A 23,930-nucleotide genomic window follows, 5' to 3' on the forward strand; every position below is an offset into this window, starting at 1 on the left:
TCCCTCAAAACCCTGTCGGCCTTGTAGGCAGCGCAACGAACAAGCGGAAGTCACATTCCGTTTCGCTACGTATCAGCCATCCAGGCGGTCAGGATGGACCACAATGGCACGCTAGGATTGAAATGCGGTTACTTCGCGCCGGCCTTCTTCGCTGCCGCCGCTGAAGCAAAGCGCTCGCGCAATTCCTTGCCTTTGCCCGGCAGCGTCTTCTGCCGCGCGCGGCCAAAGGCCAGCGAATCTTCCGGCACCTCGTCGGTGATGACGCTGCCCGATGCGATGTAGGACCGCGCGCCGATGACGATCGGCGCCACCAGCGAAGAGTTGGAGCCGACGAAGGCGCCCTCGCCGATGTCGGTGAAGAATTTCGAATAGCCGTCATAGTTGCAGGTGACGGTGCCCGCCCCGATATTGGCGCCAGCACCGACGCGCGCATCGCCGATATAGGTCAGGTGGTTGACCTTGGCGCCCTTTTCGATCGTCGCCTTCTTGACCTCGCAGAAATTGCCGACCTTGGCTTTTTCGTGCAGCTCCGCACCCGGCCGCAGCCGAACGAACGGCCCGATCTCGGCACGCGGGCCAACATTTGCGCCTTCCAGATGGCAAAACGCATGGACCGTCGCGCCATCGGCGATCGTAACGTTCGGCCCGAACCAGACATTCGGTTCGACCACAACGTCGGCACCGATCTCGGTGTCGTGCGAGAAATATACAGTCTCAGGCGCGATCAGCGTCGCTCCGCCGAGCATCGCGGCGCGGCGCCGGCGGTTCTGCCAGATGCCTTCCGCTTCGGCCAGCTCGGCACGGTTGTTGATGCCCAAGACGCTTTCAAAGCTTGCCTCGGTCGCCACCACCCTCAGGCCAGCTCTGTCGGCGATCTCGACGATGTCGGTGAGATAGAACTCGCCCTTGGCATTGGCGTTGCCGACCTGGTCGAGCAGCTTGAGGGCGTGCGCGCCAGAAATCGCCATCAAACCGGCATTGCAGAAGCCGATCTTGCGCTCCTCGTCGCTGCAATCCTTGTCCTCGCGGATTGCTACGAGTTTGCCGGCCTTCTCGATCAGGCGACCATAGCCTGCCGGGTTCGGCGGACGAAAGCCGATCACAACGACAGCAGCGCCTTCAGCGAGCTTTGCCCGCGCCAAAGCCAGCGAATCGGCCTCGACCAGGGGTGTATCGCCGAACATCACCAGGATGTCGTCATGACCCTTGGCGATCGCGGCCCGCGCCGCCAGTACCGCATGTGCGGTGCCCAGCCGCTCGGATTGCACTACGATTTCGGCCTTTGGGGCAAATGTTTCGGCCGCTTTGCGAACCTCGTCGCCGCCATGGCCGACCACCAGCGCGATGCTGTCCGCACCCGCCGCCTCGGCTGCCTTGGCGACATGCGCCACCATCGGCAGGCCGGCGATCTTGTGCAGCACTTTAGGCGTGGCGCTCTTCATCCGCGTGCCTTCGCCGGCGGCAAGGATGATCGACAGGCAGGTTCTCGATGTCATGGCGTCGTCCGGATTTTCTGAAGGCGGCTGGAATCGGCCACCTTTCTAGCATTGCTGGCAATCGCCTCCAATGCACACCGAATCGGGCCGTTTGTTGGAGCTAGCCGAGTTGGCCGAGTACCGGAAAGCGTTCGAGCAGCCAGTAGGACGCTGTCTGCACGCCGCCGGTCAGGAAAAGCACGCCGGCCACCACCAAAAGCGCGCCGATCGCCTTTTCGACCTTGCCGAGGTGCACCTTGAATTTGCTCAGGAAACGCATGAAGGCGCTGGAGAACATGGCAGCGATCAGGAACGGGATGCCCAGCCCCAGCGAATAGACGGCCAAGAGCAACGCGCCCTCACCCACCGTCTCGCGCCCGCCGGCCAGTGTCAGGATCGGCCCCAGCACCGGCCCGATGCACGGCGTCCAGCCAAAGGCGAAGGCGAGGCCCATCAGATAGGCGGCCAGATTGCTTGCCGGCTTGCCTTGCGACTGGAAGCGCGCCTCGCGCGACAAAAGCGGGATGCGCAATATGCCGAGGAAATTGAGGCCCATCAGGATGATGAGCACGCCCGCCGCCATGGCCAGCGGCTCCTGCCAGGTGCGCAGCAGCTGCCCGATGGTCGAAGCACCGGCGCCGAGCGCGACAAAGACGGTGGTAAAACCGAGCACGAAGGAGGCGGATGCGGCAAGCAGTGCTCCGCGCGCGCGCGAAACGGTCGCCGTTGCGCCGTCAGCCTTGAAGTCGTCGACCGAAACGCCGGCCATGTAGCAGAGGTAGGGCGGCACCAGCGGCAGCACGCAAGGCGACAGGAAAGACAGGGCTCCTGCCCCCAATGCGCTGAGATAACCGACGTCCAATGCCATTTAATGCCGCTCCACCGATGTTCAGGCGCCGCTATAGCGGCAGCGGCTATCAGGCACCAATCACCATTTTGTGGCAGTCATTGCCGGGCCGGTTTTTTTTGCCGGCCCGAACAATTCTTCGTCAGCGGCTTTGCGCCAGCTCTGGTTCGTGGCCAGTCCTATTCGTGGATGGTGTATTCGCCCATCTCGCAGAGATTCTGCTTGTCTTCGGTCGTGTCCAGGCTCGAGCTTTCCTCGAATTCGAAGCGCATGTCGTATTCGCAGACGCTGCGGCCGTCGGCGATGGTGATCTGCATGCTTTCGCCTGCACCAAGCGTTTCACGGCCGAAAATATCGTCTTCCCACTTGTCGACACCGACCGGGGAGGCATAAAAATTCGTCAGCACCGACGTCGTGCCGTTCTTCAGGGTAAAGACCAGATCTTCGGCCTGGGCGACGGCGGGAAGAGCCGAAATGGCCAAAACGGAAGCAACGGCGAGTTTCAAAAAAGTACGCATTTATGAATTTCCATAACGATGGCGGCCCGATATTGGACGCCATGCTCTAGCAGCGGGATATGACGCCAGCAATATCACCGCGCCTTAATATTACGCTGGTCTAACGCGGCAGGCCGGGCATCTTGAGGCCTACATTTAACAGGCTGTTTGCAACGGCATTTTTCCGGTTGACCCGCCGTGGCACTCTCCCTATGTTCCGGCCGAATTTCGGGGTCGCCGCGCGGCCTTCGAGAGCACGTAGCTCAGCTGGTAGAGCAGCTATGTACGGTCGGGCGGGTAGCTCAGTTGGTAGAGCATTCGACTTTTAATCGAATGGTCATGGGTTCGAGTCCCATCCCGCCCACCAAAAAGCCCATAAAAATCAATATGTTAGGTCGCCGCGGCGAAACCGCGGTTTGGGCTGTTTTGAAATTGTGACTAGTTTTATGACTAGTCGGCCAAAACTGCCCCTCACCGCTTCTCTTGATTGACCGGTTCGCACCGGTCGAACAAGGTCATGAAGCGCTGACGAGTGCGCGCTTCCCCATCCCGTGGGAACGTGCCCAAGCCGCTCGTCGCGGACGTTTCCGCCCTTCCCAGACGTTTATTCACCAAGTGAACGAACTCTCGTGAGGAGACGATCATGCGTAAGATCACTTCGAGCCTGATGGCGGCGGCTGTCGTGGCTTCTTTTGCCGTGGCATCGACGGTGCCGGCCACCGCACGTGGCATGGAAATGCATACGATGATGATGCCGCATTTCGGTGGCGGGGGCGGACATTTCGCCGGCCACGCCATGCAAATGCGCGGCGAACCGATGCGCCGTATGGCCTTTGCCGATCATCGCGGGGGCCGTGACTTCATGCGCGGTGGCCATGCGTTCTTCCATGACCACCGCGATTTCCGCCATGACAGGCATTTCCGCAATTTCGACGACGATTTCTTCTTCCCCGGCGCCTTCTTTGCCGGAGCTCTGCTGGGCAGTTCATTTTACGATGCCGGGCCGACATACAGCTATGTCGCACCCGGCTATGGAAATGCCCATGTCCAGTGGTGCTACAACCGCTACCGGTCGTACAGGGCCTATGACAACACCTTCCAGCCCTACAACGGTCCGCGCCAGCAGTGCTACACGCCTTATGGCTGAGACATGACAAGCCGGGAGACCCTCTCCAGGTCGGTGCGGGTCTCCCGTGGCAACAGCTGAGCAGCCTTGCTTGGCTGCAATGGGTAGGCTGCGGCTCGCTCTGCGAAACCGGAACAAACACCCCAGCCCCACCGTTTCTCCGGCAAGGGACAAAGGTCCCTGTAAGGAGACAACGATGAACAAGGTGATCTCAGGATTGATGGCAACGGCCATCGCCGCGTCGTTTGCGCTGGCGAGCGCGGCGCCTGTTGCCGCCGCGGTTTATTTTCCCATGCCGCCGAAGGGCTACTCGGTGATTGAAGATGTCGCTTATCGCGGGCATGTGCGGCGGCCGGTTCACGTCCACCCCAACGTCCGTGCCCATCCAAACGTCCGCTACCACCCCAACTACCACCCGAATGTGCGCTATCACCCCATAGCCCGAAATGGCGGCTTCTACATGAACGGGCATCGCGGCTACCGCGACTACCGTCCGGGTTACCGCAATTACAATGGCTGGTGGTATCCGGCCGGTGCTTTCGTCGGCGGTGCCATTGTCGGCAGCGCGATTGCCAGCCAGCCGAGATATGTCCAGCCCAGCGGCTACGGCAATTCGCACGTCCAGTGGTGCTACAATCGCTACCGGTCATATCGGGCTTCGGACAATACCTTCCAGCCCAACAACGGCCCGCGCCAGCAGTGCCGCTCGCCCTATTAAGCGAGGATCGACGGCACAGTCAGACCCGCGTTCACTCTGACGCGGGTCTTTTCGTTTCGACAAGCTGAACATCCGATTCCGCGCAGATCTTGCGGATGCTCGGAATGTCGCAATGGTCGGTGATGAAGGTGTCCATCTGCGACAGATGGGCGATGCGCACCGGTGCCGTGCGCTCAAACTTGGTCCTGTCAGACACCAGAATGACATGGCGGGCATTGGCGATGATTGCCTGCGCCACCTTCACCTCGCGAAAATCGAAGTCGAGCAAAGCGCCGTCATGGTCGATCGCCGAAGCACCGATCACCGCATAATCGACCTTGAACTGACGGATGAAGTCGACAGCCGCTTCGCCGACGATGCCGCCGTCAGAGCCACGCACCACACCGCCGGCGATCACCACCTCCATATCAGGATAAACCCGCATCCTGTTGGCAACATTGATGTTATTGGTGATGACCATCAGTCCCTTGTGGTCGAGAAGCGCCTTGCCGACGGCTTCGGTGGTGGTGCCGATATTGACGAACAAAGAGGCGTTGTCGGGGATGATGCGCGCCGCCGCCTGGCCGATCGCGTCCTTTTCGTCGGCGGCGATCTTGCGCCGCGCCTCGTATTCGAGGTTCTCGATACCGGAAGGAAACAGCGCTCCGCCATGGATGCGGCTCAGCAGGCGCTGGTCGCAAAGATCGTTGAGATCCTTGCGGATGGTCTGCGGCGTGACCTGGAAATGCGTTGCCAGATCGTCGACCAGCACGCGCCCATTGTCCTTGGCGAGCTGGATGATTTCGGACTGGCGCGGCGAAAGGTACATTTTTGGTGTTTCCCCGAATTTCGTTTTGCCCAACGATAAGGGAAAACGAAAGCAGTGAAAAGGCGCTTCGAAAGCAAATTCGAAGCGCCTCGCTTCTACCGCGCGGAGCGGGCGATCTCGGTGATCACCTGGAAGGCCTTGTCGACATCGGCCTCTGTCGCTTCGAACTGCCCTGCCTGGAAACGGATCACGGCGCGGCCATCGACGCGTGTCTGGGTCAGGTAGATGCGCCCGTCGCGATTGATCGTTTCGACCAGCGCCAGATTGTGCTGGTCGAGGTCGGCAACGCCTGATGGGCTGTGGCGGAAGGAAAACAGCGACAGCATCGGCTCGCTGGTGATCTCGAAATCGGGCTCGCGGCCAAGCCGTCCGGCCAGCTTTTCGCTCCAGGCGACATGGTTGCGGATCATCTTGCGCAGGCCTTCCAGCCCATGGGCGCGCAACAGGAACCACAGCTTCAGCGCGCGGAAGCGCCGTCCGAGCGGCACCGACCATTCCGAATAATTGGTGATGCCGTCGCGGCCGTGCGTCTTCAAAAACTCCGGACGGATAGCCAGCGTCCGCACCAGGCTTTCGGGATCGCGGATGAACTGGACCGAGCAGTCGAACTGGGCGCCCAGCCATTTGTGCGGGTTGAAGACGATCGAATCGACGCCTTCGACACCGGCCCAGAAGTGCCGGAACTCCGGGCAGATCATCGCCGAACCGGCCCAGGCGGCATCGACATGGGTGTAGAGCCCGTGGCGCCTGGCGACGTCCGCCACGGCTGCGATATTATCGGTACCGCCGACACTGGTGCCGCCGACGCAGGCGATCACGCCTGCCGGCAGAAAGCCCTGCTCGCGATCTTTAGCGATCGCGGCTTCGAGTGCCTCTGTCGACATGGCACGAAAGCGCCCGCTGGTGGGAATGCGCACGAGATTTTCCTCGCCGACACCCGCAACCCAGATGGCGCGGTCGATGGAGGTGTGCACGTGCTCCGAACAGTAGATCCGCAGGCGCGGCGCACCCGAAAGGCCAGATTTGTTGCCTTGCCAGTCGAGCGCGCGCTCGCGCATGGTCAGCACCGCCGCAAGCGTCGCCGACGAGGCGGAATCCTGGATGACGCCGGAAAAATCGACCGGCAGGCCAAGCGCCTGGCGCAGCCAGTCGACGACGCGTGTTTCCAGTTCCGTTGCCGCCGGCGAGGTCTGCCAGAGCATGCACTGGGCAGCCATGGCGCTGACGAGATACTCCGCCACCACCGAAACGGGTGCTGCGTTGGCCGGAAAATAGGCGAAAAAGCGCGGATGTTGCCAATGCGTCATGCCGGGCACGATCGTCGCCTCGAAATCGGCGAAGATCGTCTCCATCGGCTCGGCCTCTTCGGGCGGACTGGCGGCAACCGCGCCCAGAATTTTGCCCGGTTCGATATCCGGCCGCACCGGCCGGTCACGCAACCCGGCGCGGTAATCGACGCCCCATTCGGCCGCCTTCACCGACCAATGGCGAAACTCGTTGCTGTCCATGGTCGTCCTCCGATGAGCGTATTGAGCCAGACTTGGCGGCTATTCGATGAAATCAGGCAAGCTCTGAAAAGCCGCCTTCAGCGCGTCGGACCAGCCCTCCGAGACGCTCCGGTAATAGGGATCGTCAGCACCGATCCGCTTCTTCAGGCCGATCTTGAAACTGTCTTTTTCGTAGAACGCCAGGTCGAGCGGCAGCCCGACCGACAGGTTGGATTTCAGCGTCGAATCAAACGATACCAAAAGCAGCTTGACCGTCTCGGCGAAGCTCATCGTCTTGTCATAGGCGCGCACAATGATCGGCTTGCCATATTTGGTCTCGCCGATCTGGAAGAACGGTGTGTCGTCGCTGCATTCGATGAAATTGCCCTCGGGATAAATCATGAACAGCCTGGGTTCGCTGCCCTTGATCTGGCCGCCGAGGATGAACGAGGCGTTGAATGCCGCATCCGCTGTCTGGCCACCCAGCGCCGACTGGGCGATCACTTCCTTGACCGTGTCGCCGACCAGCCGCGCGATCTGGTACATCGAGGGTGCTTCGAGCAGCGTCGGCGCGCGCTCGGCCGCAGCCTTTGTCCTTTCGTCGAGCAGGCTGACCACGGCCTGCGTGGTGGCGAGATTGCCGGCCGACGTCAGAACGACGACGCGTTCGCCTGATTGCTCCCAGATGCGCATCTTGCGGAAAGTCGAGATGCTGTCGACCCCGGCATTGGTCCGCGTGTCCGACATGAACACCAGGCCGCGATCAATCTTCAGGCCGACGCAATAGGTCATCGATTCCAGTCCGGCGAAACGCTTCTATGCCGGATTACTGCTCTACGGTGATGTGGACTGCAAGCCGTTCCTGGGCGTGGCCGATCAGAATGCCTGAAATCGGCATCGCCTCGCGGTAGTCGCGCCCTACCGCCACGCGCACGTAGCGCCCGTCGGGCGACACGCCATTGGCGGCGTCAAAGCCGACCCATCCCAGCCCGTTGACATAGGCCTCCGCCCAGGCGTGGCTCGCCACCTGCTCGATCGTATCGTTCATCATCAGATAGCCGCTGACATAACGCGCCGGAAATCCAAGCAGCCGGGCCGAGGCGGCAAAGACATGAGCGTGGTCCTGGCAAACGCCGGTACCTTTCTCAAGCGCCTCTTCGGCGGTCGTGCGGGAGTCGGTCGTGCCGGTCATGTAGGCCACGCGTTGCTGGATCGTCGCCATCAGGGCGTGCAGCCGCTCCAACTCGCCACCCTCCCCGATGTCAGCCGCAAGACCGCGAATTGCAGCGCCTGGGGCCGTCAGCGGCGTCGGGTGCTCGAACAACCACAGCGGTGCAAAGCCGCGATGCGGCCCCGAAATGCCAGCGGTTTCGTTGGTCTCCACCTCGCCTTCCGCAACGATGCTGATTGTGTGCGGATCGCCGTCGATGCTGAGCAGGCGGGTGTCGTTGCCGAACTGGTCGAGGAACCGTACCTCCTCGCGCGCACTTTCGATACGCAACGTCCAGGTCAGCACCGTCTGCGCCGGCCCACTCACCGGCCACAGGCGTACGCGCTGCAGGCCATAGCGGATCGGCTCGTCGTAATTGTACTCGGTGCGGTGGCTGACCTTGAGCCGCATCTTCCTATCCGTTCAATAAAAGCCGAAATCCTGGGCGACCTGATCGCCGAGCCGGTTATTGTCCTGAATGAAGTCGGCCAGGAACTCGTGCAGACCGGTTTCGAAAATGTCCTTGATCTCGGTGCCGCGCAGCCTGGCATAGGTTCGCTCGGCGATCTCTTGCGCGGGGTGCTTGGCGCCATAGTCCTCACCGAGGTATTTGAGATGCTCGGCGAGGAACCGGTAGCTGAAAGCCAGCGAACGGGGCATGCGCGCATTGAGCATCAGATATTCGGCAATGTTGGCCGGTTTGTATTCGGCCTCATAGACCCAGCGATAGGACCTGTGTGCCGCAACCGACCGCAAGATCGACTCCCATTGGTAATTGTCGAGCGAAGAGCCCACCCACGAAACCGACGGCAGCAGCACGTAATATTTGACGTCGAGGATGCGCGCGGTGTTGTCGGCGCGCTCGACATAGGTGCCGAGCTGGGCGAAATCGAAAATCTCGTTGCGCAGCATGGTGCCGTAAAACGAGCCGCGGATGAGTGCCGTCTCGCGCTTGATCGCGTCAAGCACTCCGGGCAGTTCGCGCTGGTCGATCGGGGATGCCAGCATGCGCTTCAGCGACATCCAGGCTTCGTTGATGCTCTCCCAGGTTTCCCGGGTCAGCGCTGTGCGCACCATGCGCGCATTGTTTCGGGCCGTTTCGATCGCCGCGACAGCGCTCGACGGGTTGGCCATGTCGCGCAGCAGGAAATCGGCGACGTTTTCTGCCGTGTAGTCGCTGTGCTTGGCGGCGAACGCGCTGGCGGCTCCAGCCGAAAGCAGCACCGAGTTCCATTCTTCCGAGGCATCCTGGCTGCGGGTCAGCGCTATGCGCAGGCCGGCATCGATCAGCCGCGCCATATTCTCGGTCCGCTCGATGTAGCGGTTCATCCAGTAGAGGCCGTTGGCGGTGCGACCGAGGAGCATGTCAGGAAGCTCGAATGAGTGAGTGGGGAATAGTGAGTAGTGAGTAGTTCGGAGTCATGGTTTCGTCTGTTTCTGCTGAAGGCTTCGGATCAACGAACGCAGCATCTTCCCAACCTCCTCCGACCGACCAAGCAGCCCGTCGGCGGCAATGTCGTTCAACAGCCCCACCTTTCCGCACAAGATCACATGCGTCTCCAGCTCTTTGAGAGAGCCTTGTGCAATCCGAAGAAACTGGATGAACGATCCGCGATGCTCCCTTCCGTACCCTTCCGCGATATTCGCCGCGATTGAAGATGCCGAGCGCCGAACCTGAGAGGTCATTCCGTATGTTTCGCTGTTTGGAAAAGCCTTTGTTGCCGAATAACATTCCGTGGCGAGCTCGATCGCGGCCTTCCAAACCAACAAGTCGCGATATGAAGTGACTAACGTGGGCAGTTCTCCCTCTACTCACTACTCACTACTCACTACTCACTACTCACTATTCCCTATTCGCCCTCAATCATCCAACACCCACGTATCCTTCGTCCCGCCACCTTGCGACGAATTGACGACCAGCGAGCCTTCCTTGAGCGCCACGCGCGTCAACCCGCCAGGCACGATGCGAATACGGTCGGAAACCAGCACGAACGGCCTGAGATCGACATGGCGTGGCGCGAGCCCCTTTTCGGTCAGGATCGGGCAGGTCGACAGCGACAGCGTCGGCTGGGCGATGTAGTTGGAAGGCCGCGCCGCGAGCTTTTTCGAGAACTCTTCGCATTCTTTCTTGGAGGCAGCCGGCCCGACCAGCATGCCGTAGCCGCCCGAGCCGTGCACTTCCTTGACCACCAGCTCGGTGAGGTGCTCCTGGACATATTTCAGGCTGTCGGGCTCGGAGCAGCGCCAGGTCGGAATGTTACCGAGGATCGGCTTGCGGCCGCTATAGAACTCGATGATCTCGGGCATGTAGGAATAGATCGCCTTGTCGTCGGCGATGCCGGTGCCCGGCGCATTGGCGATGGTGATGTTGCCGGCGCGGTAGACGTCCATGATGCCGGGCACGCCAAGCGCCGAATCCGGCTTGAAGGTCAGCGGATCGAGATAGGCGTCGTCGACGCGGCGGTAGAGCACGTCGATCTGCTTGTAGCCTTCGGTGGTGCGCATCGCCACGCGCCCGTCGATCACACGCAGGTCCTGGCCCTCGACAAGCTGCACGCCCATCTGATCGGCCAAGAATGCGTGCTCGAAATAGGCCGAGTTGAAGCTGCCCGGTGTCAGCACCGCGATCGTCGGCACACCGCTCACACCGTTCGGCCGCACCGCCGAAAGCGACTGCCTGAGCAATTGCGGATAGTTTTCGACGGGATGCACCTTGATGCGCTGGAACAGCTCGGGAAAAAGCTGCAGCATCGTCTCGCGGTTCTCCAGCATGTAGGAGACACCGGATGGCGTGCGCGCATTGTCTTCGAGCACGTAGAACTCATTCTCGGCGATGCGCACGATATCGACGCCGATGATGTGGGTGTAGACGCCAGCCGGCGGCCGGACGCCGATCATCTCGGGCAGGAACGCCTCATTGGTGGCGATCAGCTCACGTGGCACGCGGCCGGCGCGCAGGATTTCCTGGCGGTGATAGATATCGTCGAGGAAGGCGTTGAGCGCCTGCACCCGCTGCTCGATGCCTTGCGTCAACCGCCGCCACTCATTGCCGGAAATGATGCGCGGCACGATGTCGAAGGGGATCAGCCGCTCGGAGGCTTCCTGCTCGCCATAGACGGCGAAGGTGATGCCGGTCTTGCGGAAGACGCGCTCGGCATCGCGCATCTTTTCGGTAAGTCGGACAGGGTCCTGGTTTTTCAACCAGCTGTCATAGGCTTCGTAGGGTTTTCTCAATCCGGCTTCGGCCGGGAGCATTTCATCGAACGCGACCACTGGTGAACTCCCCATGCGGTCAGTGAAATGACCTCATGGGAGAAAATCAAGCGCAATCGCTGGTTTCAGGCGCAGCCGGCTTCATATTCGGGAAATTGCCCATCATTTCGGCAAAAAGCCGGGGATTTGAGCGCATCCCTGCCTTCTTGACGCTCAAAACGCGCGGAAGGTCACGGTCGTGAACGTGTCCCTGATGTTGCCGATAGCATGGACCTTTTCGTTGACGAAGTGGCCGATGTCTTCTTCATCATCGACATAGAACTTTACCAGCAGGTCGAAATTGCCGGCCGTCGAATAGATCTCCGAGGCGATCTCGGCATCGGCCAAAGCGCTCGCCACTTCATAGGCCTTGCCGAGTTCGCATTTGATCTGCACGAAAAAGGTCTTCATCGCATCATCCGTTCCGGCTGCCCTTGTTGCCGGTCTTGTCGCAGAACGCACCAGCGCTTTCAAGCCAATGCCTGGCAACGCTGCAGAGGCAAAATGCCCATCCACCAGAAACCGGCAGACAGCCCTCCGCGTATGTTACAATGACATCGACGTTCCGGCCAATGCGCCGGATGAGCGGGAGTAAGCAAGATGCGCCGTGGAGCGATTGCCCTTGCAGCCCTGTTGTTTTGCTTGCCTGCGCTTGCCGGCGATGCCGAGATCAAGGCGGCGCAGGACAGTATCGCAGGCCAACTCAAGGCATTTCGTTCAGGCGACGATGCCACGGCCTATGGTTATGCCGCACCCAATGTGAAGCGTATCTTCCCCACCCTCGACACCTTCATGGGCATGGTCACTGGTGGCTACAAGCCGGTGTACAAGCCGCGGAGCTTTTCTTTCGGCAAGTCCGGGGAAACGAGCCCGACAGCGATCATCCAGCAGGTGCTGATCGTCGGACCCGACGGCAAGGACTATGAGGCCGTCTATACACTCGAACTGCAGCCCGACGGCGTCTGGCGCATCACCGGCGTCAGCCTGCGCGCAGCGAAGTCGCTGAGCACCTGATATCACGCCGGCCGACGCGCCTCGAAGCTGATGGTCTCGTCGTCCTTTTGCGGCGCGCGGCCATATTGGTAATTGCCCGACGCAACGACGTCGGCAAAGCCGGCCTCTCTGAGGGCCATGGCAAACTCGTTGACGCCCCACCAGCGCAGGCTGAACAGTTCGAGCTCGGTGTCGGCCAGTCTTGTATGGCGCCAATGCTCGTAGCGAAGCTGCGAAACAGTGGTCTGAGCCACAAAATCGGTTTGGACGCGAGTGTCGGTCAACGTCAGCAGGTCGCCATCTTCGGTCGTCCAGCTGCGGATACTGCCGCTCGCCCCGAGGAAACTGCCGATCGGGTCAAGATCGACCATCAGCCGGCCATTCGGTGCCAGGTGATCGAAAAACCGGTTCAGCACGGATTTGGCTGACGCCAGATCGGTGATCAGTTGGAAAGAGCCAAGCGGCACGACGATGGCCGCGAACTTCTGCGCGTAAGAAAAATCCTCGAAGGTCTGATGCGACAACTGAGCGTCCAGCGACCGCTGCCGGCCGGCCTCGCGGCAATAGCCCAACATCTCCTCGGACGGATCAAAGCCTTCCATGACAATGCCGCTCTCCAGCATCGGCACAAAGAACCGGCCATTGCCGACGGCGGGTTCGAGCACCGTCCCCGCGCAGTTCTCCAGGCGCTGACGATAATATTCGATGTCGCCAAACGACCTGCCGACAGGCTTGTCCAGGTTATAGACCCACGACGCCAGTGTTCCGTATCGATTGTTCATGTACTGCCTGCCCGAATTGCTTGCACGGGCATGCGATAAATCGAAACCGGGCCGAAATCCAGACCGACGAATTTACAGCACCGGCAAATCGCCTCGCACCCAGCCTTCGGTGATCTCCGCCGAGCGGTCGACGAATTTTCCTGCTTCGATCGCCGCGCGGATGTCGCCCATCAGCTGCTGGTAGTAGGACAGGTTGTTCCAGGTCAAAAGCATGGCGCCCAGCGACTCGCCCGACTTCACCAGATGGTGCAGGTAGGCGCGGCTGTAGTCGCGCGCGGCCGGGCAATCGCTTTCTTCGTCGAGCGGGCGCGGATCGTCGGCATGGCGTGCGTTGCGCAGATTGACCTTACCGCGACGGGTGTAGGCCAGGCCGTGGCGGCCGGCGCGGGTCGGCATGACGCAGTCGAACATGTCGATGCCGCGCGCCACCGATTTGATGATGTCGTCGGGCGTGCCGACGCCCATCAGATAGCGCGGCTTCTCCTCAGGCAGCTCCGGACAGGTGATATTGAGCATGTCGAGCATCACCTCTTGCGGCTCGCCGACGGCCAGACCGCCCACCGCATAGCCCTTGAGGTCAAGGCCCTTCAGCGCCTGCGCCGAGCGCACGCGCATGTCGGGGATGTCGCCGCCCTGGACGATGCCGAACATCGCCTTGCCGGGCTGGTCGCCAAAGGCCGTCTTGCAGCGCTCGGCCCAGCGCAACGAAAGCTCCATCGCGCGCTCGATTTCTTTCGGCGTCGCCGGAAGCGCGGTGCACTCGTCGAGCTGCATCTGGATGTCGGAATCGAGTAGTCCCTGGATCTCGATCGAGCGTTCAGGCGACATCTCGTAGGCCGCGCCATCGATGTGCGAGCGGAAGGTCACGCCCTTTTCGCTGAGTTTGCGCAGCTTGGACAGCGACATCACCTGGAAACCGCCGGAGTCGGTCAGGATCGGGTATGGCCAGCGGGCGAATTCGTGCAGGCCGCCAAGCCGCGCAACGCGCTCGGCGCCAGGTCTGAGCATCAGATGATAGGTATTGCCCAGGATGATGTCGGCGCCGACGCCGCGCACCTGGTCCATATACATCGCCTTGACCGTGCCGCCGGTTCCCACAGGCATGAAGGCCGGCGTGCGGATCGTGCCGCGCGGCATGGTGATTTCGCCGCGCCGCGCCTTGCCGTCGGTGGCAAGCACGTTGAACTTGAACTCTTCACTCATCGGTCGTTCCTGAACAGCAGGCTGGCATCGCCATAGGAGTAAAAGCGGTAGCCGCTGGAAATAGCGTGCGCATAGACCTCATGCATGCGTTCGAGCCCGCAAAAGGCCGAAACCAGCATGAACAGCGTCGAACGCGGCAAATGGAAATTGGTCATCAGCGCATCGACGAACTTGAAACGGTAGCCGGGCGTGATGAAGATGTCGGTCGGCCCCGACCATGCGGCGATGGTGCCGTCGGCGTGCGCCGCACTCTCCATCAGCCGAAGCGAAGTGGTGCCGACAGCGATGATGCGGTTTCCCCGTGCCTTGGCGGCGTTGAGCGCGCGTGCGGTTTCCTCGGAGACATGGCCGATCTCCGAATGCATCTTGTGCGCGGCCGTATCGTCGGCCTTGACCGGCAGAAAGGTGCCGGCGCCGACATGCAGCGTCACGAATTGCATCTCGACGCCCTTGGCGTCCATCTGGGCAAACAGTTCCGGGGTGAAATGCAGCCCGGCGGTCGGGGCGGCAACAGCGCCCTCCTCCCTGGCATAGACGGTCTGGTAGTCCTTGCGATCTCGTTCGTCGTCGGCGCGCTTGGAAGCGATGTAGGGCGGCAGCGGGATATGACCGACAGCATGCAGCGCCTCGTCGAGGGCCGCGCCGGAAAAGTCAAATGCGAGAAGTGCCTCGCCGGCCTCGCCTTTCTCGATGACGGTGGCGTCGAGCTGGCCCAGCATGCAAGCCTCGGCGCTATGGCCGAACTGGATGCGGTCGCCGACAGCGACCCGCTTGCCGGGCCGCATGAAGGCCAGCCAGCGGTCGGGACCGACGCGCATATGCAGCGTTGCATCGACATGGGCCGAGGCCTCGCCGCGCACGCGTGTACCCTTGAGCTGTGCCGGGATCACGCGGGTATCGTTGAGCACCAGCACGTCGCCCGGCTCAAGCAGCGATGGCAGGTCGCCAACGCTCAAATCTGCGAGCTTCTCCTCGGACCGCACCACCAGCAAACGCGCGGAATCGCGCGGTTCGGCCGGGCGCAAGGCGATCCGTTCTTCGGGAAGCTCAAAATCGAAAAGGTCAACACGCATCAGTAGATACGGATCATCATTGCTCCAGCGAGCAATAGCATGGCACCGACAATGCGGCCCATGGAGATTTCGCGGACGGCCACGCCAAGATAGCCGGCGCGGTCGACCAGCATTCCTGCCAGCAATTGCCCCGCAACCAGGAATGCCATCAGTGCCGCAGCGCCGATGCGCGGCGTCAGCAGCACCGAACTCGTGACATAGACCGCGCCAAGCGCGCCGCCGGCGACGAACAGCCAGGGCGCGGGTGCGCGCCAGTCGATGGAAACACCCTGCGCGCGGGTGGTCAGCAAGGTGACGATGCCAAGCACCACGGCACCGGCCAGAAACGAAATCGCAGCCGCCGCGACGGGCACACCGAGCCCGCGCGCCAGCTGCGAATTGATCGGCGCCTGAATGGCAATGAAGGCGCCCGCCAGCACGCCGAGAAGCGACCAGAGAACGCCAGCCATTGCTTACTCCGCCACGTCCGCTGCGACCTTCATCGACACGATCTTGTCGGGATCCTGCACCGGCTCGCCGCGCTTGATCTTGTCGACATTGTCCATGCCTTCGATGACCTGGCCCCACACCGTGTACTGGCGGTTGAGGAAGCCGGCGTCGTCGAAGCAGATGAAAAACTGCGAGTTGGCCGAGTTCGGGTTCTGCGAACGCGCCATCGAGCAGGTGCCGCGGGCGTGGTTCATGTTGGAGAACTCGGCCTTGAGGTCGGCCTTGTCCGAACCGCCCATGCCGGCGCGCGACGGGTTGAACGACGGCTTGGTCGAGTTGCCGTACTGCACGTCGCCGGTCTGGGCCATGAAGCCCTCGATGACGCGGTGGAACACGACGCCGTCATAAGCGCCTTCACGCGCCAGTTCCTTGATGCGGCCGACATGGCCGGGCGCCAGGTCCGGCAACAGTTCGATGACCACTTTGCCCTTGGTGGTTTCCATGATCAGCGCGTTTTCGCGATCCTTGATCTCGGCCATGATGAATATCCTCTTTTCGTTTCAGGTTTACTTGGCGTCCGCGGCGATGCGGACCTTGATCATGCGGTCGGGGTCGCTGACGGTGCCATTGTCGGACGCTTCGCCCTTCTTGATCCCGTCGACAAGTTCCATGCCCTTCTCGACGTCGCCGACGATGGTGTACTGGCCGTCGAGCGAGGATGCGGTGTCGAACATGATGAAGAACTGCGAATTCGCCGAATTCGGGTCCTGCGAACGCGCCATGCCGACGACGCCGCGCTTGAAATGCTCCTTGGAGAACTCGGCCGGCAGGTCGGGCAGCTTGGAACCGCCGGTGCCGGCGCGGGCGGCATTGTAGCCGTCCTTCATGTCGCCGAATTCGACGTCGCCGGTCTGGGCCATGAAGCCGTCGATGACGCGGTGGAAGGCGACATTGTCATAAGAGCCGTCGCGCACCAGCGTCTTGATCTGGGCGACATGCTTGGGCGCGAGATCGGGGCGCAGCGCCACCGTCACGTCGCCACCCTTGAGCGTGATGATCATCGTGTTCTCCGGTTCGGCGGCAAAAGCCGCAACCGATCCGGCCAGCAGGCTGGCGAGGACAACGAAGGACGAGGCAAGCTTCCTGAGCTGCATTTTCCGATACTCCGAAATTATTTCGCGAATTTGGCCGTGAGCGCACCGGCGACCGCCGCCGGTACGAACGGGCGGATGTCGCCGCCCATCGAGGCTATCTGGCGGACAAGTGTGGCGGTAATCGTGCGAACCGAAGGGCTCGCCGGCAGGAAAACCGTCTGCAGTTCCGGCGCCATGGTCTCGTTCATGCCCGCCATCTGCATCTCGTAGTCGAGGTCTGTGCCGTCGCGCAGGCCACGGATCATGATCGAGGCGCCTTGCTTGCGCGCCGCATCGATCACCAGCCCGTCGAAGGCGACGACCTTGATGCGGCCGCCATCCTGGCCGAACTCGGCTTTTGTCGCCTCTTCGATCAGCGCCACGCGCTCTTCGAACGAAAACAGCGGCTTCTTGCCCGGGTGGATGCCGATGGCGGCATAAACGACATCGGCCACCGCCAGCGACGCCTTGAGCACGTCGAGATGGCCGTTTGTGAGCGGGTCGAAAGACCCGGCGTAGATGGCAATGCGATCAATCATAGGCTGCTTCTAGAACATCGGCGCCGAAGGTGGAAGCGCACTTTGCCGCCAACGTGCCCCTCTTGGGGCCGGCGATTGGTTTACGAAATGAATGCGCCATGAACGGCAATTTCAGGATCAGTTCAAGCGGATGTGAATAAACCATCTCCATTGTCGATGAAACCAAACGCCGTTTCGTCCGTTGTTTCGAGCAGGAGAACAGCGCCATGATGATCTATATGCTCGCCGCGGCCATGACCCTGGCCATGCTCGTCGCCACTGCTTTCAGCCTCCATCATGAGGCGCATCGCGTTCGCACCAAGGTGCAGACCGCACGCATTCAGCTTCCCGGCTGGCGCAACCCGAGCACTCCGCGCTGAACAGTTTCTGCCCCTCCAGGCAAAAGCGGCGCCTCGGCGCCGCTTCTTTCTCTTCTTAAATATCCCTGCCTAACGCCTTGAACAGCAAAGCTGTTCGGCGTGGGCCAAGATCAACCTTCTTCGCTCACCACAGCATCGCCATTGGATGCTTCGTCGGCATCGTCCTCGCCCTGCGGCTCGGAAATCCGTTCGACCGAAACCACCTTTTCGCCATCGGCGGTGTTGAAGATGGTCACGCCCTTGGTGGCGCGGCTGGCGAAGCGAATGCCCTCGACCGGAACACGGATCACCTGGCCGCCATCCGACACCAGCATGATCTGGTCGTCGCCGCCGACCGGGAAGGTCGCAATCAGCTTGCCGATTTCCGCCGCTTTCGACACGTCGGTGGCGCGGATACCCTTGCCGCCACGGTTGGTCAGGCGGAAATCATAGGACGACGAGCGCTTGCCGTAGCCATATTCGGTGACAGTCAGCACGAACTGCTCGTGCTGGGTCAGGAACTGATAGCGCTCTTCGGAGATGTCGGCTTCTTCGCCGACCTCCTCGTTGGTCAGCGCGATCTCTTCGTCCTCGCCTGCAGCAACGCCTGCGGCCAGTCGCCGCTCGGCAACCGAACGCTTGAGATAGGCGGCACGTTCCGCCGGGCTCGCCTCGACATGCTCGATGACCGCCATCGAGATGACGCGGTCGCCCTCGCCCATGCTGATGCCGCGCACGCCAACCGAATTGCGGCTCTGGAACACGCGCACGTCGTCGACGCGGAAGCGGATGCACTGGCCGGAATCGGCGGTCAGAAGCACATCGTCATTGTCGGTGCAGGTTTCGACGCCGAGAATCTCGTCGCCTTCTTCCTCCAGCTTCATGGCGATCTTGCCGTTGCGGTTGACCTGGACGAACTCGCTGAGCTTGTTGCGGCGAACGGTGCCGCGCGTGGTTGCGAACATCACGTCGAGTTCGGCCCAGGTCGCCTCGTCCTCGGGCAATGGCATGATCGTTGTGATGCGTTCGCCCTGTTCGAGCGGCAGCAGGTTGATCAAGGCCTTGCCGCGCGATTGCGGATTGCCGATCGGCAGGCGCCAGACCTTTTCCTTGTAGACGATGCCGCGCGAAGAGAAGAACAGCACCGGTGTATGCGTGTTGACCACGAACAGCCGGGTGACGAAATCCTCGTCCTTCGTCGACATGCCCGAGCGGCCCTTGCCGCCGCGGCGCTGCGCCCGGTAGAGCGACAGCGGCACGCGCTTGATGTAGCCGGAATGGCTGACGGTGACGACCATGTCCTCGCGCGGGATCAGGTCCTCGTCGTCCATGTCGGCGCCGCCGTCGGTGATCTCCGTGCGGCGCGGCACGCCGAACTCGTCGCGCACGGCAATCAACTCGTCCTTGACGATCTGCTGGATGCGGGCGCGTGACGACAGGATGTCGAGATAGTCGGTGATCTCGGCGCCGATCTTGTTCAGTTCGTCGGCGATTTCGTCGCGGCCAAGTGCCGTCAGGCGCTGCAGGCGCAGCTCGAGAATGGCGCGGGCCTGCTCTTCCGAAAGATTATACGTACCGTCTTCATTGATGCGGTGGCGCGGATCTTCGATCAGCTGGATCAGCGACTCGACATCGGATGCCGGCCAACGCCGCGTCATCAACTGCTCGCGCGCCGTCTGCGGATCGGGCGCGGCACGGATAAGCTTGATGACCTCGTCGATATTGGCAACGGCGATGGCCAAGCCGACCAAGACATGCGCGCGGTCGCGCACCTTCTTGAGCAGGAACTTGGTGCGCCGGCTGATCACCTCTTCGCGGAAGGTAACAAACGCCCTCAGCATGTCGAGCAGCGTCAGCACTTCCGGCTTGCCGCCGTTGAGCGCCACCATGTTGGCGCCAAACGAAGTCTGCAGCGGGGTGAAGCGATAGAGCTGGTTGAGGATGACCTCGGCGTTGGCATCGCGCTTGAGCTCGATGACGACGCGGTAGCCCTGGCGGTCGCTCTCGTCGCGGATGTCGGAGATGCCTTCGATGCGCTTGTCGCGCACCAGTTCGGCCATCTTCTCGATCATCGTCGCCTTGTTCACCTGATAGGGAACTTCGGTGATGATGATCGACTCGCGGTCGCCCGCCCGCTGCTCGATATTGACCTTGCCGCGCATGATGACCGAGCCGCGGCCGGTCGAATAGGCATTGTAGATGCCCGAGCGCCCGAGGATCAGGGCGCCGGTCGGGAAGTCCGGACCGGGAATGATCTCCATCAGGTCGGGCAGGTCGATCGCGGGGTTTTCCATGACGGCAATGGTGCCGTTGCAGATCTCGACCAGATTGTGCGGCGGGATATTGGTGGCCATGCCGACGGCGATGCCGCCCGCGCCATTGACCAGCAGTGCCGGAAAGCGTGCCGGCAGGACGCGTGGCTCGCTGCCCGAAGCATCGTAGGTGTCCTGGAAATCGACAGTATCCTTGTCGATATCCTCAAGCAGTTCGTGCGCGACCTTGGTCAGGCGCGCTTCGGTGTAGCGCATCGCTGCCGGGGGATCGCCATCGATCGAACCGAAATTGCCCTGCCCGTCGATCAGCGTCACGCTCATCGACCAATGCTGCGCCATGCGCACCAACGCGTCATAGATCGAAGCGTCGCCATGCGGATGGTATTTACCCATCACGTCGGCGACGGGGCGCGCCGACTTCACATATTTGCGGTTCCAGTGATAGCCGCTCTCATGCGAGGCATAGAGAATGCGGCGATGCACCGGCTTCATGCCGTCGCGCACGTCGGGCAGCGCGCGGCTCACGATCACGCTCATGGCGTAATCGAGATAGGAGCGCTGCATCTCCTCGATGATGGAAATCGGCTCGATGCCGGAGGGACCGTCAGGTCCGCGCGGTGATTTCTGGTCGGTCAACTTTGATCACGCATGTTAGGAATCATTTGCTCCTTATATAGGAATGGCCTGCGAATGACCAATTTTGGCCGCGCTTTTCCAACGCTGATTTGAGGTTAGATATCAAAAGGATAGCCGCCGCGACATGATCCGCGACAGTTAGTCCGACAGCTCTGTTGGCCCTTTGCGCGCGCATCGCACATCATTCATGCGCTATGGCTCTGGCGCTGCGGACGCGCTCGGGTTAGCCTGCTTTCGCCGGGGAGATGCCGAATGCCGCTTTTCGACACTGTTTTCAACGCCTTCGTCACCATCCTCGTCACCATCGATCCGCCAGGCCTGGCGCCGCTGTTTTTGGCGGTGACGCGTGGCATGAATCGCGACCAGCGCCTGCAGGTCTCGGTGCGGGCGAGCGTCATCGCCTTTGTCGTGCTTGCGATCTTCGCCGTGGCAGGCAAGGTCATCCTCACCGTCTTCGGCATCACGCTGCCGGCCTTCCGTGTGGCGGGCGGATTCCTGCTGTTCTTCATCGCTTTCGAAATGGTTTTCGAAAAGCGGCAGGACCGCAAGGAGAAGATTTCGGATGTCGCGATCACGCGAGACCACATCCACAACATCGCCGCCTTCCCGCTCGCCATTCCGCTGATCGCCGGCCCGGGCGCCATATCGGCCACCGTGCTGCTCTCCGGCTCGTTCCAGGGATGGGCCGGACAGACAGCGCTCGTGCTCATCATCCTCGCCTGCCTGGCGGTGACTTACCTGGTGTTCATCCTGGCCGAGCGCATCGACCAGTTTCTCGGCCAGACCGGCCGTTCGATCCTCACCCGCCTGCTCGGCGTCATCCTTGCGGCGCTCGCGGTGCAATTCGTCGCCGATGGCATCAAGGAACTGGTGGCAATGTAGGCTGCGTCTTCATGGATTTGCCGCTCGGGCCAGGCAATCCTCCAGAGGTGGCAGTCTAGGCGCGCCTGCCTGCGCGATCAGGCCAGACCCTTCGCCCTTTTCCACTTGCGCAGCCTGCCATGCGCATTCGCGTAAGGCGACGCGGTGTTGAACTGGATCATCCGGCCCAATGTGTATTTCTCGTACCATGGCGCGCCATACAGCTCAGTGTCGCTGTAGCCTTCCACCAGCAGTGCGATCCGCGCCTTGGTATCGGCAAAACGCTCCAGCAGCGCTGGCCACGGCAGCTCGGCATAGTCGCCATAGAATTTCTGCGCCAATTTCTCAAGTTCGTTCCACCTGAAGCCGCTCTCCGGAAAATCGACGGTCTCACCGGCGCGCTTGCGCGCATGCCATTTGAGTACCAGCTCGTTCCAGCCAATGAGATACGAGACAAGGTCATGGACACTCATCATCGAGCCCTTTGCGTGTCCCTCCAGTGAGACCTCGTCGGCAAGATTTGCCGGAATGCCCGCGAGTTCCCGCACCAGCTTGTCATAGCTCGCGTTGATCGCCTCAAGCAGTTCAGTTTTGCTCATTGGGATTGCCATGCGCCCTCGAAATCTCATCGCAAACTGGAAGATGAACCCTTCAGGCAAAATGGCATGATTTCGTCGAGAAAAGCACGGCTTGCCTTTGCCGTCGTCATCACGCAGTTTCTCCACGCGTCAGGATTCACGTCTGGGAAAAGGCGACATCTATGCTGGACTACGTTGCGCTCGGGCTCCTGATCTTCATCGTCATTGCATTTGCCTATGGGCTGATCGCCGTCCACGACATTCCCTACAAAATCGCCAAGTCGCGCGACCATCCGCATCAGGACGCGATCGAGGCGGCGGGCTGGGTGAGCCTATTCACGCTCCATGCAATCTGGCCGTTCCTGTGGATCTGGGCGATGATGTACCGGCCTGATCGCGGCTGGGGCATGGGATCGCCGCCTGACACGCGACTTGCAGACCGAATTGCGGCGCTCGAAAAGCAGCTCGAAAACAAGGGCGCGCAGCAATGACGACGCTTCTCTGCCTGCTCTACGCTGCTGTCTGCATCGTTGTGTTTCGCCTGCTGCGTGTTCCGGCGAACAAGTGGACGCTGACAACGGCCGTTGTCGCCGGAGCGTTCCTCATCGGCGGTATCCTGCTGGTGATGAATTACAACCACCCCTTCACCACCGAGGCCCGCCTCTATTTCTACGCCACGCCGGTCAGCCCGCCGGTCAATGGCCAGGTGGTCGAAGTACCGGTGAAGGCGAATACGCACGTCAAGAAGGGCGACGTGCTTTTCCGCCTCGACCCGCGCCCGTTCCAATACATGGTCGAACGGCGCGAGGCTGAGCTCGCCGACGCCAAGCAAGGCGTGCTGGAGCGGGGGGCGGCACTCAAGGCTGCGACCGCGCTCGTTGGCCAGGCCAAGGCGGCACGGGACCAGGCAAAGGAGGAGTACGAGCGCTACACCGCGGCCAACACCAAGGGCAGCCTGGCCTCGGCACCGTTTTCGCAAGCGCAGGTCGACAACCGCCGCGCCGTCTACCTCTCCGCCGAGAGCGCCCTGGCCACCGCTGCGGCCCAGGAGGAACAGGCAAAGCTCACCGCCAAATCGCTCATTGGCGACACCGATACCAAGGTCGCGGAACTCGAGGCGGAGTTGTTGCGCGCGCGCTTCGAGTTGGAGCAAAGTGTTTATCGCGCCCCCACAGACGGCTACGCCACCCAGATTTTCCTCCATCCCGGCATGATGGCCGTCTCGCTGCCGCTGCTGCCGGTCATGACCTTCGTGCATTCCGATCGGCAGGTGTTTGCCGCTGCCTTCAAACAGGGAACGCTGCAGCGGGTAGAAGAAGGAGACGAGGCCGAGATTTCATTCGACGCCATTCCGGCGCGCATCTTCAAGGGCAAGGTCAGGACCGTCGTGCAGGCGATGGCCCAGGGACAGCTGGAGCCTTCGGGAAAGCTGTTGTCGCCGCAGGAGAACGCCGTTCCGGGCCGCGTTATGGTCGAGATCGAAATCCTCGATGATCTCTCGGCGTTCCAGCTGCCTGGTGGATCCGCCGCCGAGGTCGCCATCTACACCGATCACGCCCGCGCTTTTGCCGAGATCCGCAAGATACTCATCCGCATGCGCGCCTGGCAGAATTATGTGGTGTTCGATAGGTAGCCGGGAGTCCTGTTTGGGCGGTGCCGACTTGGCGGGTCG

28 protein-coding genes and 1 tRNA gene are annotated in these 23,930 nt (G+C 61.5%); 8 read left to right on the plus strand and 21 right to left on the minus strand.

Features of this window, described 5'->3' with window-relative positions:
* Positions 1 to 128 precede the first annotated feature (128 nt).
* From glmU to AC1RTB_RS00180, 3 genes are all read right to left on the minus strand, one after another.
* Positions 129 to 1,496: a bifunctional UDP-N-acetylglucosamine diphosphorylase/glucosamine-1-phosphate N-acetyltransferase GlmU gene (gene glmU / locus AC1RTB_RS00170; protein WP_492877230.1), complete on the minus strand. Its 1,368-nt coding sequence runs from the start codon at positions 1,494 to 1,496 to the stop codon at positions 129 to 131.
* Positions 1,497 to 1,596: 100 nt separating this feature from the next.
* A complete protein-coding gene (locus AC1RTB_RS00175) occupies positions 1,597 to 2,343 on the minus strand; it encodes a cytochrome c biogenesis CcdA family protein (protein WP_492877228.1) in 747 nt (248 codons plus the stop codon).
* Positions 2,344 to 2,501: 158 nt separating this feature from the next.
* Positions 2,502 to 2,840, minus strand: a complete 339-nt coding sequence (locus AC1RTB_RS00180) for a hypothetical protein (protein WP_492877226.1) — start codon at positions 2,838 to 2,840, stop codon at positions 2,502 to 2,504.
* 270 nt (positions 2,841 to 3,110) lie between these two features.
* Between AC1RTB_RS00180 and AC1RTB_RS00185 the strand changes: the two genes are divergently transcribed.
* The 3 genes from AC1RTB_RS00185 (at position 3,111) to AC1RTB_RS00195 (ending at position 4,663) form a co-directional block, all read left to right on the plus strand.
* A tRNA-Lys gene (locus AC1RTB_RS00185) sits at positions 3,111 to 3,186 on the plus strand.
* A 276-nt stretch (positions 3,187 to 3,462) separates the two neighbouring features.
* A complete protein-coding gene (locus AC1RTB_RS00190; protein WP_492877225.1) occupies positions 3,463 to 3,966 on the plus strand; it encodes a BA14K family protein in 504 nt (167 codons plus the stop codon).
* Positions 3,967 to 4,141: 175 nt separating this feature from the next.
* Positions 4,142 to 4,663, plus strand: coding sequence for a BA14K family protein (locus tag AC1RTB_RS00195; protein ID WP_492877223.1), 522 nt, complete (start codon positions 4,142 to 4,144; stop codon positions 4,661 to 4,663).
* A 31-nt stretch (positions 4,664 to 4,694) separates the two neighbouring features.
* Here AC1RTB_RS00195 and AC1RTB_RS00200 read toward each other — a convergent pair whose 3' ends face one another.
* The 8 genes from AC1RTB_RS00200 to AC1RTB_RS00235 all read right to left on the minus strand — a co-directional run bounded on the left by AC1RTB_RS00200 (position 4,695) and on the right by AC1RTB_RS00235 (position 11,831).
* Complete coding sequence (locus AC1RTB_RS00200; protein ID WP_492877221.1) at positions 4,695 to 5,471, minus strand: DeoR/GlpR family DNA-binding transcription regulator; 777 nt, start codon at positions 5,469 to 5,471, stop codon at positions 4,695 to 4,697.
* Positions 5,472 to 5,566: 95 nt separating this feature from the next.
* Positions 5,567 to 6,979: a pyridoxal phosphate-dependent decarboxylase family protein gene (locus tag AC1RTB_RS00205; RefSeq protein ID WP_492877219.1), complete on the minus strand. Its 1,413-nt coding sequence runs from the start codon at positions 6,977 to 6,979 to the stop codon at positions 5,567 to 5,569.
* A 39-nt stretch (positions 6,980 to 7,018) separates the two neighbouring features.
* Positions 7,019 to 7,750, minus strand: coding sequence for a proteasome-type protease (locus tag AC1RTB_RS00210; RefSeq protein WP_492877217.1), 732 nt, complete (start codon positions 7,748 to 7,750; stop codon positions 7,019 to 7,021).
* Between the two features lie 34 nt (positions 7,751 to 7,784).
* Positions 7,785 to 8,579 carry a transglutaminase family protein gene (locus tag AC1RTB_RS00215; RefSeq protein ID WP_492877215.1) on the minus strand — a complete coding sequence of 265 codons (795 nt, stop codon included), beginning with the start codon at positions 8,577 to 8,579 and terminating at the stop codon, positions 7,785 to 7,787.
* A 12-nt stretch (positions 8,580 to 8,591) separates the two neighbouring features.
* Positions 8,592 to 9,533 carry an alpha-E domain-containing protein gene (locus tag AC1RTB_RS00220; RefSeq protein ID WP_492877214.1) on the minus strand — a complete coding sequence of 314 codons (942 nt, stop codon included), beginning with the start codon at positions 9,531 to 9,533 and terminating at the stop codon, positions 8,592 to 8,594.
* A 54-nt stretch (positions 9,534 to 9,587) separates the two neighbouring features.
* Positions 9,588 to 9,968 carry a four helix bundle protein gene (locus tag AC1RTB_RS00225; RefSeq protein WP_492877316.1) on the minus strand — a complete coding sequence of 127 codons (381 nt, stop codon included), beginning with the start codon at positions 9,966 to 9,968 and terminating at the stop codon, positions 9,588 to 9,590.
* A gap of 60 nt (positions 9,969 to 10,028) precedes the next feature.
* Positions 10,029 to 11,441, minus strand: a complete 1,413-nt coding sequence (locus AC1RTB_RS00230; protein WP_492877212.1) for a circularly permuted type 2 ATP-grasp protein — start codon at positions 11,439 to 11,441, stop codon at positions 10,029 to 10,031.
* Between the two features lie 153 nt (positions 11,442 to 11,594).
* Entirely contained in the window at positions 11,595 to 11,831 is a 237-nt protein-coding gene (locus AC1RTB_RS00235; protein WP_109576006.1) for an Lrp/AsnC ligand binding domain-containing protein, read from the minus strand.
* Positions 11,832 to 12,020: 189 nt separating this feature from the next.
* Between AC1RTB_RS00235 and AC1RTB_RS00240 the strand changes: the two genes are divergently transcribed.
* Positions 12,021 to 12,434 (plus strand): DUF4864 domain-containing protein, encoded by a 414-nt coding sequence (locus tag AC1RTB_RS00240; RefSeq protein ID WP_492877210.1) that lies wholly within the window; start codon positions 12,021 to 12,023, stop codon positions 12,432 to 12,434.
* Positions 12,435 to 12,436: 2 nt separating this feature from the next.
* On the opposite strand, the gene AC1RTB_RS00245 is transcribed toward AC1RTB_RS00240, so the two are convergent.
* The 8 genes from AC1RTB_RS00245 to AC1RTB_RS00280 form a co-directional block, all read right to left on the minus strand.
* Positions 12,437 to 13,195: a class I SAM-dependent methyltransferase gene (locus AC1RTB_RS00245; RefSeq protein ID WP_492877208.1), complete on the minus strand. Its 759-nt coding sequence runs from the start codon at positions 13,193 to 13,195 to the stop codon at positions 12,437 to 12,439.
* Between the two features lie 72 nt (positions 13,196 to 13,267).
* Entirely contained in the window at positions 13,268 to 14,398 is a 1,131-nt protein-coding gene (gene tgt / locus AC1RTB_RS00250; RefSeq protein ID WP_492877207.1) for a tRNA guanosine(34) transglycosylase Tgt, read from the minus strand.
* Positions 14,395 to 15,471 carry a tRNA preQ1(34) S-adenosylmethionine ribosyltransferase-isomerase QueA gene (queA, locus tag AC1RTB_RS00255; protein ID WP_492877205.1) on the minus strand — a complete coding sequence of 359 codons (1,077 nt, stop codon included), beginning with the start codon at positions 15,469 to 15,471 and terminating at the stop codon, positions 14,395 to 14,397. Before queA ends, tgt begins: the two co-directional genes overlap by 4 nt.
* Complete coding sequence (locus AC1RTB_RS00260) at positions 15,471 to 15,920, minus strand: DMT family transporter (RefSeq protein WP_492877203.1); 450 nt, start codon at positions 15,918 to 15,920, stop codon at positions 15,471 to 15,473. Before AC1RTB_RS00260 ends, queA begins: the two co-directional genes overlap by 1 nt.
* Positions 15,921 to 15,923: 3 nt before the next feature.
* Positions 15,924 to 16,439 carry a peptidylprolyl isomerase gene (locus AC1RTB_RS00265; RefSeq protein WP_492877201.1) on the minus strand — a complete coding sequence of 172 codons (516 nt, stop codon included), beginning with the start codon at positions 16,437 to 16,439 and terminating at the stop codon, positions 15,924 to 15,926.
* 27 nt (positions 16,440 to 16,466) lie between these two features.
* Entirely contained in the window at positions 16,467 to 17,054 is a 588-nt protein-coding gene (locus AC1RTB_RS00270) for a peptidylprolyl isomerase (RefSeq protein WP_492877199.1), read from the minus strand.
* Positions 17,055 to 17,071: 17 nt separating this feature from the next.
* On the minus strand, positions 17,072 to 17,572 hold the full coding sequence (coaD, locus tag AC1RTB_RS00275; RefSeq protein ID WP_492877197.1) for a pantetheine-phosphate adenylyltransferase: 501 nt from the start codon (positions 17,570 to 17,572) through the stop codon (positions 17,072 to 17,074).
* Positions 17,565 to 17,780, minus strand: coding sequence for a hypothetical protein (locus tag AC1RTB_RS00280; protein WP_492877195.1), 216 nt, complete (start codon positions 17,778 to 17,780; stop codon positions 17,565 to 17,567). The genes coaD and AC1RTB_RS00280 overlap by 8 nt, the downstream gene beginning before the upstream one ends.
* On the opposite strand from AC1RTB_RS00280, the gene AC1RTB_RS00285 reads away from it, so the two are divergent.
* Positions 17,779 to 17,931: a hypothetical protein gene (locus tag AC1RTB_RS00285; RefSeq protein WP_492877193.1), complete on the plus strand. Its 153-nt coding sequence runs from the start codon at positions 17,779 to 17,781 to the stop codon at positions 17,929 to 17,931. The genes AC1RTB_RS00280 and AC1RTB_RS00285 overlap by 2 nt on opposite strands.
* 110 nt (positions 17,932 to 18,041) lie before the next feature.
* Here the strand turns inward: AC1RTB_RS00285 and gyrA are convergent, their stop codons facing one another.
* Complete coding sequence (gene gyrA, locus AC1RTB_RS00290; RefSeq protein WP_492877191.1) at positions 18,042 to 20,819, minus strand: DNA gyrase subunit A; 2,778 nt, start codon at positions 20,817 to 20,819, stop codon at positions 18,042 to 18,044.
* Positions 20,820 to 21,071: 252 nt separating this feature from the next.
* Between gyrA and AC1RTB_RS00295 the strand changes: the two genes are divergently transcribed.
* Positions 21,072 to 21,701: a MarC family protein gene (locus AC1RTB_RS00295; RefSeq protein ID WP_492877189.1), complete on the plus strand. Its 630-nt coding sequence runs from the start codon at positions 21,072 to 21,074 to the stop codon at positions 21,699 to 21,701.
* A gap of 77 nt (positions 21,702 to 21,778) precedes the next feature.
* Here AC1RTB_RS00295 and AC1RTB_RS00300 read toward each other — a convergent pair whose 3' ends face one another.
* Positions 21,779 to 22,279 (minus strand): ClbS/DfsB family four-helix bundle protein, encoded by a 501-nt coding sequence (locus AC1RTB_RS00300; RefSeq protein WP_492877188.1) that lies wholly within the window; start codon positions 22,277 to 22,279, stop codon positions 21,779 to 21,781.
* Between the two features lie 161 nt (positions 22,280 to 22,440).
* Here AC1RTB_RS00300 and AC1RTB_RS00305 point away from each other — a divergent pair, with 161 nt between their 5' ends.
* Positions 22,441 to 22,749, plus strand: a complete 309-nt coding sequence (locus tag AC1RTB_RS00305; RefSeq protein WP_492877186.1) for a DUF3302 domain-containing protein — start codon at positions 22,441 to 22,443, stop codon at positions 22,747 to 22,749.
* Positions 22,746 to 23,891, plus strand: coding sequence for an HlyD family secretion protein (locus AC1RTB_RS00310; protein ID WP_492877184.1), 1,146 nt, complete (start codon positions 22,746 to 22,748; stop codon positions 23,889 to 23,891). The genes AC1RTB_RS00305 and AC1RTB_RS00310 overlap by 4 nt, the downstream gene beginning before the upstream one ends.
* Positions 23,892 to 23,930 lie beyond the last annotated feature (39 nt).

This window comes from Aminobacter sp. GW821-FHT11F06 (assembly GCF_058808215.1).